This is a genomic window from Rhizobium sp. WW_1, assembly GCF_003610155.1.
GTDB lineage: Bacteria > Pseudomonadota > Alphaproteobacteria > Rhizobiales > Rhizobiaceae > Rhizobium > Rhizobium tropici_A.
On record NZ_RAIN01000016.1, the window covers coordinates 114,595 to 130,303 of the forward strand.

The 15,709-nt window shown below is 58.9% G+C and carries 13 protein-coding genes; 10 read left to right on the forward strand and 3 right to left on the reverse strand.

The genetic code is table 11. The features are described 5' to 3' along the window. Window positions 1–4: 4 nt before the first annotated feature. The 10 genes from BJ928_RS39455 (at window position 5) to BJ928_RS31090 (ending at window position 12,533) form a co-directional block, all read left to right on the forward strand. Window positions 5–1,324 (forward strand): thiamine pyrophosphate-dependent enzyme, encoded by a 1,320-nt coding sequence (locus BJ928_RS39455; protein ID WP_082011965.1) that lies wholly within the window; start codon window positions 5–7, stop codon window positions 1,322–1,324. Beyond that, complete coding sequence (fabG, locus tag BJ928_RS31050) at window positions 1,321–2,097, forward strand: 3-oxoacyl-ACP reductase FabG (protein ID WP_047635221.1); 777 nt, start codon at window positions 1,321–1,323, stop codon at window positions 2,095–2,097. The genes BJ928_RS39455 and fabG overlap by 4 nt, the downstream gene beginning before the upstream one ends. A 21-nt stretch (window positions 2,098–2,118) precedes the next feature. Then, on the forward strand, window positions 2,119–2,811 hold the full coding sequence (locus BJ928_RS31055) for a response regulator transcription factor (RefSeq protein WP_047635222.1): 693 nt from the start codon (window positions 2,119–2,121) through the stop codon (window positions 2,809–2,811). Window positions 2,812–3,067: 256 nt separating this feature from the next. Continuing rightward, window positions 3,068–4,282 (forward strand): tyrosine-type recombinase/integrase, encoded by a 1,215-nt coding sequence (locus tag BJ928_RS31060; protein WP_047635225.1) that lies wholly within the window; start codon window positions 3,068–3,070, stop codon window positions 4,280–4,282. Continuing rightward, entirely contained in the window at window positions 4,279–5,817 is a 1,539-nt protein-coding gene (locus tag BJ928_RS31065; protein WP_047635226.1) for a tyrosine-type recombinase/integrase, read from the forward strand. Before BJ928_RS31060 ends, BJ928_RS31065 begins: the two co-directional genes overlap by 4 nt. Further along, entirely contained in the window at window positions 5,814–8,174 is a 2,361-nt protein-coding gene (locus BJ928_RS31070) for a hypothetical protein (protein ID WP_047635227.1), read from the forward strand. The genes BJ928_RS31065 and BJ928_RS31070 overlap by 4 nt, the downstream gene beginning before the upstream one ends. After that, the gene (locus BJ928_RS31075; RefSeq protein ID WP_047635229.1) at window positions 8,167–8,622 is read left to right on the forward strand and encodes a hypothetical protein; all 456 of its coding nucleotides are present in this window, start codon (window positions 8,167–8,169) and stop codon (window positions 8,620–8,622) included. The genes BJ928_RS31070 and BJ928_RS31075 overlap by 8 nt, the downstream gene beginning before the upstream one ends. Further along, on the forward strand, window positions 8,622–9,032 hold the full coding sequence (locus tag BJ928_RS31080) for a hypothetical protein (protein WP_047635231.1): 411 nt from the start codon (window positions 8,622–8,624) through the stop codon (window positions 9,030–9,032). Before BJ928_RS31075 ends, BJ928_RS31080 begins: the two co-directional genes overlap by 1 nt. Before the next feature lie 139 nt (window positions 9,033–9,171). Further along, window positions 9,172–11,460, forward strand: coding sequence for an AAA family ATPase (locus BJ928_RS31085; RefSeq protein ID WP_047635232.1), 2,289 nt, complete (start codon window positions 9,172–9,174; stop codon window positions 11,458–11,460). 287 nt (window positions 11,461–11,747) lie between these two features. Continuing rightward, window positions 11,748–12,533, forward strand: a complete 786-nt coding sequence (locus BJ928_RS31090) for a hypothetical protein (RefSeq protein WP_147413960.1) — start codon at window positions 11,748–11,750, stop codon at window positions 12,531–12,533. A gap of 95 nt (window positions 12,534–12,628) precedes the next feature. Here BJ928_RS31090 and BJ928_RS31095 read toward each other — a convergent pair whose 3' ends face one another. From BJ928_RS31095 to BJ928_RS31105, 3 genes are all read right to left on the reverse strand, one after another. Continuing rightward, window positions 12,629–13,918: a hemolysin family protein gene (locus BJ928_RS31095; RefSeq protein WP_047635235.1), complete on the reverse strand. Its 1,290-nt coding sequence runs from the start codon at window positions 13,916–13,918 to the stop codon at window positions 12,629–12,631. 109 nt (window positions 13,919–14,027) lie between these two features. After that, on the reverse strand, window positions 14,028–14,936 hold the full coding sequence (locus BJ928_RS31100; RefSeq protein ID WP_082011967.1) for a TIGR03571 family LLM class oxidoreductase: 909 nt from the start codon (window positions 14,934–14,936) through the stop codon (window positions 14,028–14,030). Between the two features lie 174 nt (window positions 14,937–15,110). Then, window positions 15,111–15,482 carry a hypothetical protein gene (locus BJ928_RS31105; protein ID WP_047635238.1) on the reverse strand — a complete coding sequence of 124 codons (372 nt, stop codon included), beginning with the start codon at window positions 15,480–15,482 and terminating at the stop codon, window positions 15,111–15,113. Window positions 15,483–15,709 lie beyond the last annotated feature (227 nt).

Genomic DNA, 15,709 nt, shown 5'->3' on the forward strand with positions numbered 1-15,709 from the left:
TGTCATGGCCGATGAAGAAATCACCCAGATCCCTGGCGAGCGTGCCGAAACATCGGCCGGTCGCCGGCTCGACAACAATCCGGTCCTCAAGCGGGGGATTGTCGCCCTGGCGATCGTTGTCTTCGTCGCCTTCGCCCTCTGGTCGATGCGCGGACAGGAGAAGCGGTCAGATGGCACCCAGCCGGAACGGGTCATCATCCGTCAGACATCGGACTTCGAGCCGGCCAAGGAACCGGTGCAGCCGGTGAAGGCGCCGACCGAAGTTCAACTGCCAACCCCGGTCATGACCGAACGGGCGGCTACCGACACCGACAAGCTGCTCGATGCGGCAAGGCGCGCGCCGGTCATCGCTTATGGTGGCGAGAAATCGCCGGCGACCCGGAGGAGAGATTCGGACCCAACCACGGATCAGCTGTCGAACTACGTATCCCCCGGCATCAATCCCGGCAGCTTCCAGTCGCAAGGCGAAAACGAGGACCAGCGCTTCAACCGCATGCTGGCGCCGACGCAATTGCAGGGATCTCTGGCCGGTACGCTCGGCAACCGTGATTTCATCGTCGCCATGGGTACGTCGGTCCCTTGCGTGCTGGAGACCGCACTTTCGTCCGATCAGCCAGGGTTTACGAGCTGCGTCATCAATCGGGATGTCCTGTCCGACAACGGCCGTGTCGTGCTGATGGAAAAGGGAACCCAGGTGGTCGGCGAATATCGCGGCGGCCTCATTCACTATGCATCCGATGGATCGCCCATTCGGCCGGAGCGGGTCATGGCGGAACTGCAGCCGTGGCTCGAACGCGGTATCGCAATTGTTGCGGATGCGAGTTATTCCTCCATGTGGATACTCGGACAATTGCGCTCGCCAAAAGCTGGCTTGCGCTTCATCACCCCACGGGGCCTCGCCGGACTGGGGTGGGGCTTTCCACTCGCGCTTGGCGCCAAGGCCGCCCAGCCTGATCGCCCGGTCGTGGCGGTTGTCGGCGACGGCGGTTTTGCCCATAGTTGGGCCGAGCTTGAAACTATGATGCGCATGCGCTTGCCGGTCACGGTCGTCGTGCTCAACAATGGCGTTCTCGGTTTTCAGCGCGACGCCGAAACCGTGAAGTTCGGGCAATATACCTCTGCATGCCACTTCGCCGATGTCGATCACGCGGCTATCGCGAGTGCCTGCGGTTGCCCATCCGTCCGTATTGATGATCCCGCCTCGCTCGGGCCAGCCCTCAAACGTGGCATCGAGGCAGGCGAACCGCTGCTCATCGAAGTGATGACCGATTCACAAGCGCACCCGCCGCTGTCTCTGTTTGCGCAAATGGACGAAGCCGCATGACAGCTGCTGCCCGCCAAAGGCTTGCCGTCGTCACTGGCGGCGGTTCGGGGATTGGTTTGGCAACGGTCGCGCATCTGCTCGACCATGGCCATAAGGTTGCGCTGTTCGGTCAAAATCCGGACCATGTCTTCAAGGCGGAACAAGGACTTTCGACGCGGTTCGGTGCCGAAAGGGTGTTTGCCCGCACCATCGACATTACCATGCCGGCGCAAATACAGGGCTTTTTCCATGAGCTCAGGGAGACATGGGCCATGCCGGATATCTTGATTTGCAATGCAGGGATATCGCCCAAGGGTGAAAACGGCCCGACACCGTTCGCCGAGGTTTCCCTTCAGGAGTGGCATTCGGTTCTCTCCGTCAATCTGACCGGCGCGATGCTCTGCTGTCAGGCTGTTCTTCCTGCCATGATCGAACGCAGAGCCGGCCGTATCGTTTTGGTAGGTTCCCTTGCCGGTCGCACAATTCCAAAGATCGCGGGATCCGCCTATGCCATCTCGAAATCCGCCCTTGCCGGGCTGGCGCGATCCTTGGTGGCTACGTCGAGCGGCAGCGGAACGACCGTCAACCTTATAGCGCCGGGCAGGATCGCCACCGATATGGCAGGACCACCGGACAGCGAGATCAACCGGGCTGCGATCGCCCGCATTCCGGTAGGGCGCATCGGGATGCCGGATGATGTCGCCGCGGCGATCGGTTTCCTTGTCTCGGAAGAGGCTGGCTTCATCAATGGTGCGATCCTGGATGTCAATGGCGGGGAATTCGCACCGCCATGAGACGATACCGGAGGAAAAGTGATGGAGTTTCGTATCCTGGTCTGTGCTCAAGATGTGCAGATTTTTCTACTCTTGCGGCATGTTCTGGCAACGGAGGGGTTTATGGCTTTCTGTGTCGACAGCCTCAAAGAGGCTGAAGATCGGTTGTGTGATCCCGATGTCAGAGCCGTGATCGCCGATTGCTCGACCTGTGCCGTGGATGCCGCAAGCCTGCGCAACCTCAAGATCGCGCGATTTGATCTCTCAATCGCATTGTTCTGCAACAGGCCCAATTCGCAGCTCAATGAAGCTGGCGCCGATCTTGTCCTCGCACATCCATTCGATCCAGCGTGTCTCATCGGGTTCCTGCGGCGCTTGAGGCTCGACGCGCTGATTGAAAGAAACGACGCCCGCGCTGAGGTCAACATACTTCGCTTTGCAGATCTCGAAATGAACATTGCCACTGCAAAAGTGCGCAGGAATGGTCACGCTCTTGTGCTGACAGCCTTGCAGTTTCGCCTGCTGCGATATCTCTTGATGAGCCCGAAGGCTGTTCGGAGTCGGGAAGAATTGATCGCCGCGGCATGGCCGATGGGCATAGATGTCGAGCCGCGAACGGTGGATATCCACATCGGGCACATTCGTCGAGCTCTCAAGAGAGCGGGACCGGATCTTGTCCGTACCGTTCGTGCGCGCGGCTACGCGCTGGATTTGGAGTACGAAGCGTGTGACTAGTATGCTGGCGACACTGTAGCGGATCGTGACATAAATAGCACCAGAGGGTGTACCTATAGAATTATACAATTATAGATACATACAAACATCAGATAATCTATCTTATGGAACTCACGGGTCATTTGGGAAGTGTTGCTTTTGACCGTGTAATGGCCTTTTAGCCATGAGTGGAAAAACCCGATAAAGGGTCATTATGGGTGTTGCTTCTTTTCTGGCACTGTCGCAGTTTACCGCGACCGTACGCCAGTGAGAAACCATGCCCGTCAACCTGAACACACCGTACCTTCCGCCATCGATACGCGGCACTGTTTCTGTCAGCTCTTATGGAACACCAAGATTCTGGGCGACCGTCTGGAGCGACGTGCTGAAGACAAGCCTGGAGCCGTCGACGCGCCGCAAGCACTTGGCGGCACTTGACCGCCTTTACGATGCCGTCCAACGCCAACATGGCAAAGATTGTCTCGACCAGCTCATCGCAGATGCCGATGCTGATGCCATCGAGGATTGCCTGATCGGTTTCTTGGCCCAGCTCCGAAACGAAGCCGCTGTTGGCCAAATCGATAAGTCTTCAACATGGACATCTGCCGTGGGCTTCGTGACGGACATGCTGCGGTATGCCGGAAACGCCTCGGGTGTTCGGGCGTCGGAAATGGAGGCCAAGCTTCTTCGGCTCGACACCCTCTATCGTCAGCTCGTTCCGAACCCTGAAACTCCTGCGCCGCCGGTCCGAGCGCTGCCGCCATTCGTAATCGAAGACCTCTATGAAATATTCCGGCCGGACTCGCCTCGCAATCCGTTCAAGACGGAAACGCTGCGATGGCGCAATCTCCTGATCTTCATGTTGTTGCTTCGCCTGGGATTACGTCGCGGTGAAGCAGCCTTGTTGTACGCGGCGTCCTTTAAAGAGGACTTCGATCCCGAGCTGGGAAAGACCGTTCATTGGTTGGACGTCGAGGAAACGAATGACGGCGATCCCCGCTACGAGCAGCCAAGCCTCAAAACGGAGATGTCGCGGCGGCAGCTTCCGTTGTCGTCCGAGTTGGTGGAGCTGGCGCAACATTACACTGCAAACTTCCGTGGCCGCGCGAACTATCCGCACCTATTGATGTCCCAGAAAGCGAAACCGCTGGCGTTGCGCTCATTCGGAAAGATGTTCGATGTAGCGACTGACGCTCTCTCGGAGGAAGCTAAGCAGTCTCTGAGGAAACAAGGCCTTACAAACGTATCTTGCCACGATCTGCGGCATACCTCGGCAGTTATCCGCATGCGGCGCTACCAGGATGCGGGATTGGACGTGGACAAGGCACAGGAGAAGCTGCGCGTCTTCTTTGGATGGTCGAAATCGTCGGACATGCCCCGCCTCTATGCGAAGGCCTATTTTGAGACCAGCCTTGCTGAGGTCTGGGACGAGAAGTTCGACACGTTTGTCGATGCACTGCGACGTACGATCCCGGAGAATGATCATAAATGACCGAAGCCGTATTCCAGCTAGAGCCTATAGTTCTGGAGGAGATCACCCGTCTCTCAATTGGTTTGCCACCCCTTCCGCCGACCATTCGGTACTTCGATGATTTTGAAAATGAGCTTCGATCTATTAGAAATCTCGCTGATAGCGCTCTCGTCGCCGTCAGATTGGACGGAACTTCGACCAAGATCGACTTTACGCACTATCGTCCAGGAGAATTGATCCTAAAGCACGTCTTTGTCGACTTTTTGAGCCGCCTTGACCCGCACTCGGTCGCTCTCCGATACGGCAGTCTCCAACGATATGTGCTCCGCCGTGGGATCACATCCCTACTCCACCTGATCGCTGCCACACCTTTCGACGCGCGGTCGCATTGGAACACCTCTGTTCTATCGGACGTGAGCGCTGTTGAAACATGGGCATTGCGAGCCCTACTTCACTCTCTTTGTCGCCTGAATATCGGCCACTGGTCTCCTCCTGCCACCTCGATCATTCGCGGCCTGAAAAGCCCGAAGGTCGACAGGTACCGCGTCGTCCGCGCAGGTGACTGCTTCCTGCCGCTCGATCAGCAGGCCATGATCATCAACCACATCGACAGCATGTGCGGGAAGTTGGCCGCTGACCCTGCAGCTCTCGAACATGACGAGCTGCGCGACGTCTGCATGCTCGTCATGTCGTTCCAGTACGCGTTCCGACCGGGTCAGATCGCCCGTATCGAACTTGCCGACGTCAGGCTCTTCTCGACGGGTGCTGTCCACGTCGCCGTGTCGTTGATCAAGCAGCAGGACAACAGCAAGCGCATCCGCATCACCCGGAAGGTAAAGCGCGAATGGGGCCCGCTGTTCAACGAACTGGTAAAACGGCGGGAGGCGGGAACGCTCCAACCGGAGGAGGGGGTGCCCCCTCGCCTGCTCTTTGGCTTAACCCCAAGTGGCGTCAGCCGCGCCATCATGGAACTGACCGAGGAATTGACCGGCGACGCTTGGTCACCGACGGACCTACGCCATACGGCTGCCCAACGTCTCGCTGACGGCGGTATCTCCCATGCCGGTCTCACAGAGTTCATGGGCCAGACAAGCGACCGGATCGCCAACGTCTACTTCGATACGTCGCCTGCCCAGGCGCAACGGATCAACGAGGCGCTGGCAATCTCGCCGATCTATTCGAACCTGGCAAAGATCGCGAAAACCAAGACCATCGACAAGGTGATGCTGCTGGGTCTCCCGTCCGACCAGCAGATCGGAGCTGTACCGCATGGCGTTCCCATCGCTGGGATCGGCGGTTGCGGTCTTGGCCAAAGCCTCTGCACGAAGAACCCGGTTCTGGCCTGTTATACCTGCTCTCAGTTTATGCCGCTTGGCGAACCTGAAATCCATGAAGAGGTCCTCGAAAGCTTTCGTCCGGTCGTCGTCGAGTTTGCGTCTGCATCGCGTAACAATCAGCAGTCTCCTGCCTATGGCCAGCTCAAAGGCACCCTCGACGCTGTGCGTCGCGTGGTAGAGGAGCTGAGAGCAAATCAGACAGGAGAGGATCGCGAATGAACCCCTTCTACGTCGAGTATATCGCGACGGCCAAGTCGTTGGCCGCCGAACGCGGGTTGGTCTGGGACCTTGTTTGCGACGATCAGGGAAAGGTCAGCAAAGATACCAGATGGAACTTGACCGAGCTTGTTGGCATGCTGCCACCTCCGACCCTCTGGCTGGGGCAGATTGGAGTCGACCCCGCCGCGTTCCAAAAGTTGAACGAAATTAGGGAACGAATGGGGCAGTCGCTTCTAGTCGCACGTCCGATGACCCAGCACTGGCGCGACCTTTACCTCGCGATCTTCGTTCATCAGCTCGTTGTGCGTAAGACCAAACCATTAAGTGCTATGCAGGTCGCCCAAGGCATCAGACGGCTCGCGCCTGCTGCCGAGGATACTCCTCCTTGGGCCATCACGCCGGATCAGGTTCAGCAAGCCTATAATGCGGTCCTCCAGTCGGCTGAGTCCGGCAAGCTGGCGCTGGACTTCGCTACAACAATACGGACTATCGTTGACGGTCAGAAGCTCGCGGATACTCCGGCGCTCGTGCGGTTTTGTCATCCCTACGCAACCAATGAATCTCTCTCCGCCCAGCAACAAGCGGAGACCCTTCGCAAGAAGCAGAATGCTCATGGTGGAAAGGACGGCCTTCGCCGATCTCTCGCTGAGAGAAAATCGGCCGCAAAGCTTCCCGACGAGCGAGCGTTCTGGGAGTTAGTTCGCATCGTGTTCACAGAGACGCCCCGCACCTTCTCGGATGCCATCCGGTTCGCGGCATTCAGGGTTCAGATCATAATGGGCTTCCGGATCGGTGAAACCGCCCGTCTGCCTTTAGACTGGCGAAGGTGGCGCGAATACATGGATGCCGACGGTCGTCCGGCTGGGGAGAGAGGCGGGCTCTCACGCTCCTTGATGATCAGGCACTTTGCCGAAAAACAGGAAGATGACGAGCGAGAGGACGGGCTGTCATTTTACGAGAATACCCAGCACGTCCCGCCGATGTTCGAAGAGATTCTCGTTGAAACCCTTGATCACGTCGAGAAGATCACCGCACCTCTACGGAAACGATTGAAACTGCAAACCGAGACCGGGCGTATCTTTCCGGAGTTTGACGAGGATGCACTCGTCCCTGCGTCAGAGATGTACGTTCGGATGACGGGCAACGCCGTCTTCACGGATGTCGATCTCCCGCCGGAGTTGTTACAAGCCTACCGCAGGAGTTACGACCCATCGATCCTCGTCGAAATCCGACGCATACAAGCCGAACGAAAGCAGCGCGGTCTCTCGGCCTTCTGGACAAACCCTGCGCAGAGGCAAATTCCTGTACGGACTGCATCCGGCATGCCGCTGGATAGGCGGATCGACTGGCAATCGGCATACATCCGGGTCGGCGATGTAGAGTGCCACATCCGCGATAACCGCGCCACTAAACTCTCTGACATTAATCCGACGACGACGACCGATGGCACTATGCTGTATCCCCATGAGCTAATGTTCGTCCTGCCGGTTAGAAACTTGATCGAGGGGCGCAATGACGGTGTTCTGGACACAACCCTGTATTCTGCTGTCGGACGCCTGGATGTCGAAGACCTGAAGAATATTCTTGGAGGCTACAGCGGCACCACGTGCATCTTCGCTAGGTACGGTCAGACTGAGGAAGATCGCTCATTCAAGATGAAGACGCATGCCGTTCGCCATCTCCAGAACACCGAGTTGTTCCGACTTGGTGTCGCCGACACGATCATCACCAAGAAGTTCAACCGACGCAGCGTCCAGCAGAGCCACGTCTACGACCATCGTAGCCTTGCCGAGGACCTTGCCGATATCGATCTTCCGCCGGAAGCTGAAGAGCGGCTCGGTGACAAGGCGCTGCAGGTCTTCAAGCTGATCTCAGCGAACAAGGCCCGAGGCCCTGTCGTCGACGAGTTCCGCCGCGTCCAGCGGGAATACGGTGACGAGGCGGCCTTCGACTATCTGAATGCAGAGGCAGACGGACTCCATGTAACGCCATACGGGCTGTGCATGAACAGCTTCACCAGCGACCCCTGTCCCAAGCATCTCGAATGCTTCAACGGGTGCCTCCACCTGGCGAGAACGAACGTCGTCAGCGAGCAGGAAAACCTCGAACGCATGCGGGACAGGTTCGCCAAGGTGATCATCACCTTAGAGGCGTTGCCCGAGGACCGGCGCAATATCGGATGGGCGAACCAGCTCACCCACGCACGCATTCGCTACGAAAACATCGTGAGGGCGCTCGGCACGGAACCGGGAATGCAGGTCTTCCCTGATGGAACCGACCTGTCCGTGACGGCCGAGCAGAAGGCTGGCACAACCATTATCGACACGATGAAGCGCCTGAGGGACCTCGATGATTGATAAGAGCCAAGTCCTGGAGGAACTGCTGGAGGCGATGATCGCCGAGGACGAAGACATTACCGTCCGCGCCGTCTGCAGGCGGAGCGATGGCGTCTTCAAGCATGCCACCGACATCACCCGCAACGACACTCGCCACGGGATGGTCAAAGCCGCGATCAACAAGCAGGAAACAATCCGGACAGCGGTCAATCGATCCAGTAAAAAGTCCCGCGCTGAACTGGAGAAGCTGGTGGCGATGAAGAACGCGGAGATCGCGCAGTTGCAGGCCGACAAGGAGCTGTTGATCGCTTCTCACCGTGCCATGATCCTGGCGGTCACCGAAATGGGTGGCTTCGCGACATGGAAGCGCTTCTTCGAACGATATCAGGCCACCGTTGATCGGCTGGAGGAGATGCGTAGCCTTCCCGAGGTCAACGTCATCACCCTCTCGTCCCGGAGGGACACCTGATGGCGCGAGGAACGGGAAAGAGTGGCGTCGAGGTCGCGCAGGAGCATGTCGATGCTCTCCAAGAATACCTTGAGAACCTCGGTGACCAGCCGCTTCCTCGGTACGGCGGCATCGAGCTGAACAAGAGTGCCATTGCCAAGGCCTGCGGCTTCGACCGTCAGGTGTTCCGCACCAATCCCCGCTGCGCCGAAATCCTGGGCAATGCCGACGACCGTGATCGCAAGGCCAACCTGACGCGCCTGGAACAGGCGGAGGCGGACCGGGAACAGAAGGCCAAGGTCGATGGCAACCAGATGGCCTTGGAGGAAGAGAACCTTCGGCTGAAGGCGGAGAACGCTTCGCTGCGCCGAGACCTGGACCGCATGAAGCGGTTGAGCGCGGTGATCGCCGAGACTGGGAGACTTCCATGATTGGGTGTTTGAAGTCTGGTCCTCGGAGCCGCGCCGTCGTGGCCCCGACAGGCCATGGGGGCTGGATCGCAGTGAATGAGGCACAGGGACCCGCGACGGCACGTCGTGGGTGGCCGCAGTGAACGGAGAGCCAGAGCCCATGGCAGGGGCCAATCAACGACGGGGTGGCGCAGAGGGGCAGACGTTCCTGGTCCTTGGTGAGCGTTCTGAGCAGTCTTCCTGGGAGCTTTCCATCACGTCGGTCCATGCCAGCCGGTTCGGCGACCATGTCATCATCGGTCGCGACGAGACCGAGCAGCTCCGCCGTGCCCTCGTTCTTTCCAAAAGGTCGCCGCGTGATCCGGCCATCGGCGAGACGTGGCGCGTCACAGGCTCGATCCAACTCCATCCCGAGTATGGTCCGCAGCTCCATGCCGAGGTGGCCATGCCCCTCGTGACCAAGGGAAGAGCGATCATCCGCCACCTTGCCACCGACAAGCGCTTCGTCGGTATCGGCTGGGCGACGGCGGAGAGGGTCTGGGAGCGCTTCGGCGAGACTATCTACGACATTATCCGGGATCGCGACCTGAAGGCGCTAGCGGATGTCGTAGGGGCAGATCGGGCCATCGCCATCGTTGACGGCTTCGGCATGCTTGCCGAGGAAGTCGAAATCTTCCGCTGGCTGGATCGGTACGGCGTCTCGCCGCGTGTGGCGGGTGCTGCCGCCCGCGTCTGGGGTCTTGGTGCCATCGACCGCATCAAGGCCGATCCGTTCACGATGACATTGTTGGAGCCGTGGAAGGAAGTCGACGCGAGAGCGTTGCGGCTGGGCGTCGCGCTTGACGATCCGAGGCGATTGACGGCCGCCGTCGAGGAGGCATTGGCCATCCGCTTCCGGGCAGGGAACATGGCCTCCCCTTCCCCGGTCCTGAAACCTCTGGTGAAACGCCTGCTCGCACCTTGGTCGGGCGATCCGGCGACTGCCATCGACCTGGCCTTGGCAAACGGTCGCGTGGTGTCGCCATCACCCGATCTTCTTCAGTCGCGAGCCTGCCAGTTCATGGAAGAGGAGGTCGCCCAACAGATCGACGAGCGCATCGGCCGTGAGGTTCCAGGATTCGACGGCAAACTTGTTGTCGACGCCATGGCCAAGGTCGAAGCCGAACTCGGCTATGCTCTCACCGATGCGCAGCGCGAGGCGGTCTTCATGGCCACGACCTGCGGCGTCTGCGTGATAAGCGGCGGGGCTGGCACTGGCAAGACGACCGTTGTCCGGGCGATCCTTGCTGCATTGGAGGCCATCCGCGACCATCTGCCAGCATCGCAGCGTCTCGGCGTCGAACATCTGCAGGTGGCTCTGGCTGGTCGTGCTGTCAGGCGTATCAGCGAGGCGACGGGCCGTCCGGCAAGCACGCTCGCGCGGCTGGTTCACGACATCGAGGATGCAGGTCGTCGTATTGATGCGGGAACCGTCATCTTCGATGAGTCCTCGATGCTCGACACCCCGTCGATCTACCGAGTGCTCGCGCAGTTGCCCGTCGAGGTCAACCTGATCTTCATCGGCGATCCCGGCCAGCTTCCGCCCATCGGTCCCGGCCTACCCTTCCACACCATGGTGAAGGCGGCGAGCATTCCATCGGTCACACTCGACGTCGTTCACAGGCAGGATGACGCTACCGGCATTCCTGCCGTCGCATCCGCCGTGCGCAGCGGAAAGGCAGTCGACCTCCGGCGCTTCGATCCGAACGTCGCCCTGACACCTGGTGTCTATCTCTTCCCGGCGTCGAAAGATGACGTGGCCGGAAAAACCATAGTGGCCTTCCGCGCCATGTGCGGACGGGTCCCGGCCTATGGGAAGACGTCCACCCTGCACGAGATGGACGTCCAGATACTCACGCAGGTGAAGAACGGCCCCGCCGGTTCGAAAGAGCTGAATCGAGCCATCGAGGTCGAATACATGAGCAAGCAGCCCAACGTGGAGGACTGGGGCTTGAGCGTCGGCTCGAAGATCATGTGGTTGAAGAATGACTACTCGAAGGCCCCTCAGCTCGACACCGAAGGCAAACCCGTTGTCGACAAGGTCACGGGTGATCCGATCTGCGTAGGCTTCATGAACGGCTCACTTGGCGTCGTCACGAAGCCCCATCCCAAAGGTGCCTGTGTGCGGTTTGACGACGGTGCTGAAGACGTGATCACCACGGCCGACCTTGAGAAGCTCACCCACGGCTGGGCGATCAGCGTCCACAAGGCTCAGGGGTCGGCATTCAAACGGGTCATCATCCCTGTCGTCCGGTCGAAGCTGCTGGACCGGACCATGCTCTACACCGCGATAACTCGCGGCATTGAGACCGTTGTTCTCGTCGGGGACGATGACGTCATCAACGAGATAACCGAGGCAGCGCCAGCGAGCCTACAGCGCAATACAGCTCTTCGGTTCAACAAAGAATAAAGCAACAGTAGGCTCGATTAGCCTCGGCAACATCGTCTAAGGATGTTGCGATTACATGTGTTGTAAAAAGCAACAAACATCAGAAAATCACCGCTGCAACACCCATTCCTGGCGCGGGAACGCGAAAGCCCCAGCTACGCAGTGCTTCAGTTCACTCACTCACCCAGCTTCAAAGCCGAAACCGCACTCTTTGGAACTAAATTGCGCGCCGACAGCGCTGTCGCTTGCGGCTTCAAAAGGCCGGATAGAATTGAAATCTGATTGACGGCATTTGACTTGACGTAGAAATGGCAGCCTACCAAAGTTGTCGACCTTTAGCGGTTAAAGAACGCGGTGACTCGCGAATGACGATGTGCCTCCGACTTGATCCGTTTTTGGAAATGGCTGACGCCGAACGGGTCGACAAAGCCCTCGCGAAGCTGAATGCATCCGGACTGGATTATGCCGTCACGGGTGGGATGGCGTTGGAAGCGGCTCTCGCTCCAGAGTTCGGCCGTCAGCGAGCTTTCAATGACATCGATGTCGTCACAGCGGGGTTCCACGCTTTGCCGTCGGCCCTCGCTTCGATGTTCATGATCAGCCATGCTCACCCGCATCGTCCGACCGGCAAGCTCGTCATCCAGCTTGTGGAGCCGGAATTGCGTGTTCGTATCGATGTCTTCAGTGCTTGCGGCGATACGTTGGAGCGGGTCAGGCCTGCGCTGATCGGCGATCTGCCGGTCAAGATAGTCGCTCTTGAGGACATGGCTAGCCGCATTGCTTCGGAAATGATGTGCTTTTGCAGAGGTGATACGGTTTCCCCCAAATGCGCTGACGATCATGCCCGCGCGACGCAGGTCGTCGATATCAATCTCGTTGAAACAGCATGGCGGGATCAGCGGCGAAAGATTGATCCTCCAAAATATGCCGAGGCAACGGTTCAGATTGCCGAGGCATTGGAACGGCGACCCGGGAGGTTTGCAAAACAGACCTATTCCACAAATATGGATATCATCTGCCAACATTGCCGCAATACCGCGCATTTCACCGTGGCGTCTCCTGGATTAATTCTTCCCATCCTCGGCCATTGTTAGTTGGGGTAAGAAACCGATCTAGCGCTTGGACGGCATTCCATATGGCGCTAGTGCGTGTGCACGCGCCAAGCTATAGCGCCGATAACCTTGAGCTATCAGCCAGCCTCATCGGCACTCACGAGCAGTTTGTCGATCCTGCGGCCGTCGAGATCCACGACCTCGAAGCGCCAGCCGCCTTTCGTGAAGCTTTCGCCTACGTCGGGAAGATGGCGCAGCTCCTGCAGGACGAAGCCGGCGACCGTCTGGTAATCGCGATCCTCTTCGATCTGCAGGCTCATGAAATCGGCGAATTCGTCGATGGGCATCCAGCCGGATACGAGATAGCTGCCGTCGTGGCGGCGGACGATTGCCTGCTCGCCGCCGGTGTCGGTTTCCTCCTGGACGGCTCCCAGGATCGCTTCGAGAATATCGCCTGACGTGATGACGCCCTCGAAGTGGCCGTATTCGTCATAGACCAGCACCATATGCGAGGAGGAGCGGCGTAACGCCTTGACGACGTCAAGCGCGCTCGAAAGATCCGAAACGATCGGCACCTGCTTGGCCAGCGTCAGAATATCGACCTCGTTTCCGGAAGCCAACGCATCGAAAAAATCCTTGGTGGTCAGCACACCAACGATCTCGTCCGAACTGTCCTTGCGCAGCGGCAACCGCGCTTTTTCCGTGTGACGAAGCTGTTGGCGGACCTCGTCGAAACCGTCCTCGATATCGATGACCTCCACGTCGCGGCGTGGCGTCATCAATGCCCGGGCGGTTCGATCGGCCAGGCGCATGACGCCCGAGATCATCGCCTGCTCTTCGGTTGCAATGACGCCGGCGCTCTGCGCTTCGGCCAGAACGGTCTTGATTTCCTCGTCGCTGACTCCATCCGCCGCTTTGCCCGATTGGCCGAGTGCGCTAAGCACCAGACGTCCGGAAATGTCGAGCAGCCAGACGAGCGGAGCTGCGGCGCGGGAAAGAAACACCATGGCCGGTGCGACCTTACTGGCAACTGCTTCAGGTGCGCGCAGGGCGACCTGCTTCGGCACCAATTCTCCGATGATCAATGACAGATAGGTAATTGCCACGACGACGGAACCGACGCCGAGTGCATCGGCGGCTGCAACGGAGAGGCCTTGTTCGGCAAGCCAGCCCGACAAGCGCGCGCCAAGCGTCGCACCGGAAAATGCGCCGGACAGGACGCCGACGAGCGTAATGCCGATCTGTACGGTTGAGAGGAAGCGACCCGGCTCTTCGGCGAGCCTTATCGCCATGGCAGCACCTCTGCTGCCCTGATCCGAAAGTACCTTCAGGCGGGCGGGACGGGACGATACGATCGCCAGTTCCGACATGGCGAGCACGCCGTTCAGCAGGGTGAGAACGATGACGATGGAAATTTCGAGAAGCAAAGCCGGCCCTTTATTGTTTCAGCGCAAAGATAGGTTGCAAGAGCCATAAAAGCCAGCATGCCGCGGACATGATTTCAGTGGCGAGACAATCAAGGGCAATGCGCCGAGGCTAACGAAGGGCTGGAAGAATATCCGCGGCGATCTCCTCCATGACTTCGCCGGGCGACCTGCCCTGCGTGATTAGATTAAAGGCGACATGATGAATGCCGGCCTCGCGCATCGCCGACAGCGCCCCGATCAGCCCTCGCCTGCCGGTCTTGCCGCCGAGATCGATTTCCTCATATGCGGCCTGTGGATTATCGAGCAATTCCAGAACCATGGATTGGCCGAAACCGCGGAAATCAGTCGTGATCTTTGCCTGCGCGTTATGCCAGAGCGCCAATCGATCCTTCTGGACAGCCAGCGATCGATAATAGGTCGTCCAGGCCGTCGCATGCCGGGCGATCCATTCAAGCGATTGCGACGACGAGCCCACCGCCACCATCGGAACAGATACTTGCTGCAAACCCGGTCTTATGGCGAAGTCGTTTCGCACGCGACCGCTTTCATCAATGACCTGCTGATCCGCACGAAGAGCGGCAGCAAGGCGTTCCCAATGCGATTGAAAGAGCGCTTTCCGGTTCTCGATATCTTGTCCGAACATTTCGTACTCGCTCGGCCTGTCTCCCGAACCGAGACCGAGAACGAACCGGCCTTTCGACAAGGCGGCCGTGGACAGCGCGGCCTTGGCGATATGGAGCGGATGGCGCAACGGCAGCACGATCGCTCCCGTTGCCAGGCGAATGTCGGATGTGACCGCCGCCAGGGCGCCCAGGAGGACCCAGGGATCGGAATGGCCGATCGGATCGGGATAATCCTCGCTGTTGAGGGGAACATCCCTCACCCACAGAGCGTCGAAGCCCAACCTGTCCGCCTGAGCGGCAATTTGGAGCTGAGTGTCGAACTGCACATCGGCATGCGTTCTCGTCTGAGCCGGCAAGACGATGCCGAATGAAAGCTGGTCTGGATGGAAAAGCACGTCGCGTCCCGAAACATATTGCCCTGACAATGAGATAGGGATGATCCTTCCTCAGAAAAGGTCGGGGTCGCGGAAGAATTGGCCGTCGAGGCTGGCCAGATCAATGGCCCGCCACGCGCAGGCGGGCCATGGTTCATTGTGGGCGGAAAGCTGCTGTGCAGCTTTTGGAGCGGATCAGCTTGCGGTGACACACTGCTTGACGAAGTCGCGCAGAGCCTTCTTTTCAAGACCCTTGGCCGTACCCTGGTCATGGCAGGTCTTGCGCTTCGCCAGAACCGGATATTTCTGCTGCATGCAGCTTTGGACCGAATCCTTGCGGGCTTGACCCTTGAGGTTTTGTCCGATTGCATCCTGCCGGCAGGCTTGACGCGCCGTCTTGAGCTCATCCTTCGACGGCATGGCTGACGACGGTGTCGAAGCAGAAGAGGTCGAGGAAGGAGCGGGCGTTGGCGTCGTCGAGGGTGTCGCCGTCTGCGCGAAGACCACGGTTGCAGAAGACAGGGCGAAGAGAGCCGCGGCGGTCACACTTAGCAGCTTGCTGGTCATGGGGCATATCCTTTTGCCTGAAGGCCATTCATGTTCAAGCCGCCGACCCCGTCACGAGATCGACGTGCTTCTTGAACGATGGCCATCGGCTTATCCGTCGCTTGGACTGCCAATTTATTTCCGGCTAGGCCATTGAAGCCGTCAATAGATCACGACGCCCCGGACACTCTTTCCGGAATGCATGAGGTCGAAGCCCTTGTTGATGTCTTCGAGCGGCATGGTGTGGG

Excerpts from the sequence above, each read along its gene's own strand:
- BJ928_RS39455 (WP_082011965.1), top strand. The coding sequence starts at position 5 with ATGGCCGATGAAGAAATCACCCAGATCCCTGGCGAGCGTGCCGAAACA.
- fabG (WP_047635221.1), top strand. The coding sequence starts at position 1,321 with ATGACAGCTGCTGCCCGCCAAAGGCTTGCCGTCGTCACTGGCGGCGGT.
- BJ928_RS31055 (WP_047635222.1), top strand. The coding sequence starts at position 2,119 with ATGGAGTTTCGTATCCTGGTCTGTGCTCAAGATGTGCAGATTTTTCTA.
- BJ928_RS31060 (WP_047635225.1), top strand. The coding sequence starts at position 3,068 with ATGCCCGTCAACCTGAACACACCGTACCTTCCGCCATCGATACGCGGC.
- BJ928_RS31065 (WP_047635226.1), top strand. The coding sequence starts at position 4,279 with ATGACCGAAGCCGTATTCCAGCTAGAGCCTATAGTTCTGGAGGAGATC.
- BJ928_RS31070 (WP_047635227.1), top strand. The coding sequence starts at position 5,814 with ATGAACCCCTTCTACGTCGAGTATATCGCGACGGCCAAGTCGTTGGCC.
- BJ928_RS31075 (WP_047635229.1), top strand. The coding sequence starts at position 8,167 with ATGATTGATAAGAGCCAAGTCCTGGAGGAACTGCTGGAGGCGATGATC.
- BJ928_RS31080 (WP_047635231.1), top strand. The coding sequence starts at position 8,622 with ATGGCGCGAGGAACGGGAAAGAGTGGCGTCGAGGTCGCGCAGGAGCAT.
- BJ928_RS31085 (WP_047635232.1), top strand. The coding sequence starts at position 9,172 with ATGGCAGGGGCCAATCAACGACGGGGTGGCGCAGAGGGGCAGACGTTC.
- BJ928_RS31090 (WP_147413960.1), top strand. The coding sequence starts at position 11,748 with ATGGCAGCCTACCAAAGTTGTCGACCTTTAGCGGTTAAAGAACGCGGT.
- BJ928_RS31105 (WP_047635238.1), bottom strand. The coding sequence starts at position 15,482 with ATGACCAGCAAGCTGCTAAGTGTGACCGCCGCGGCTCTCTTCGCCCTG.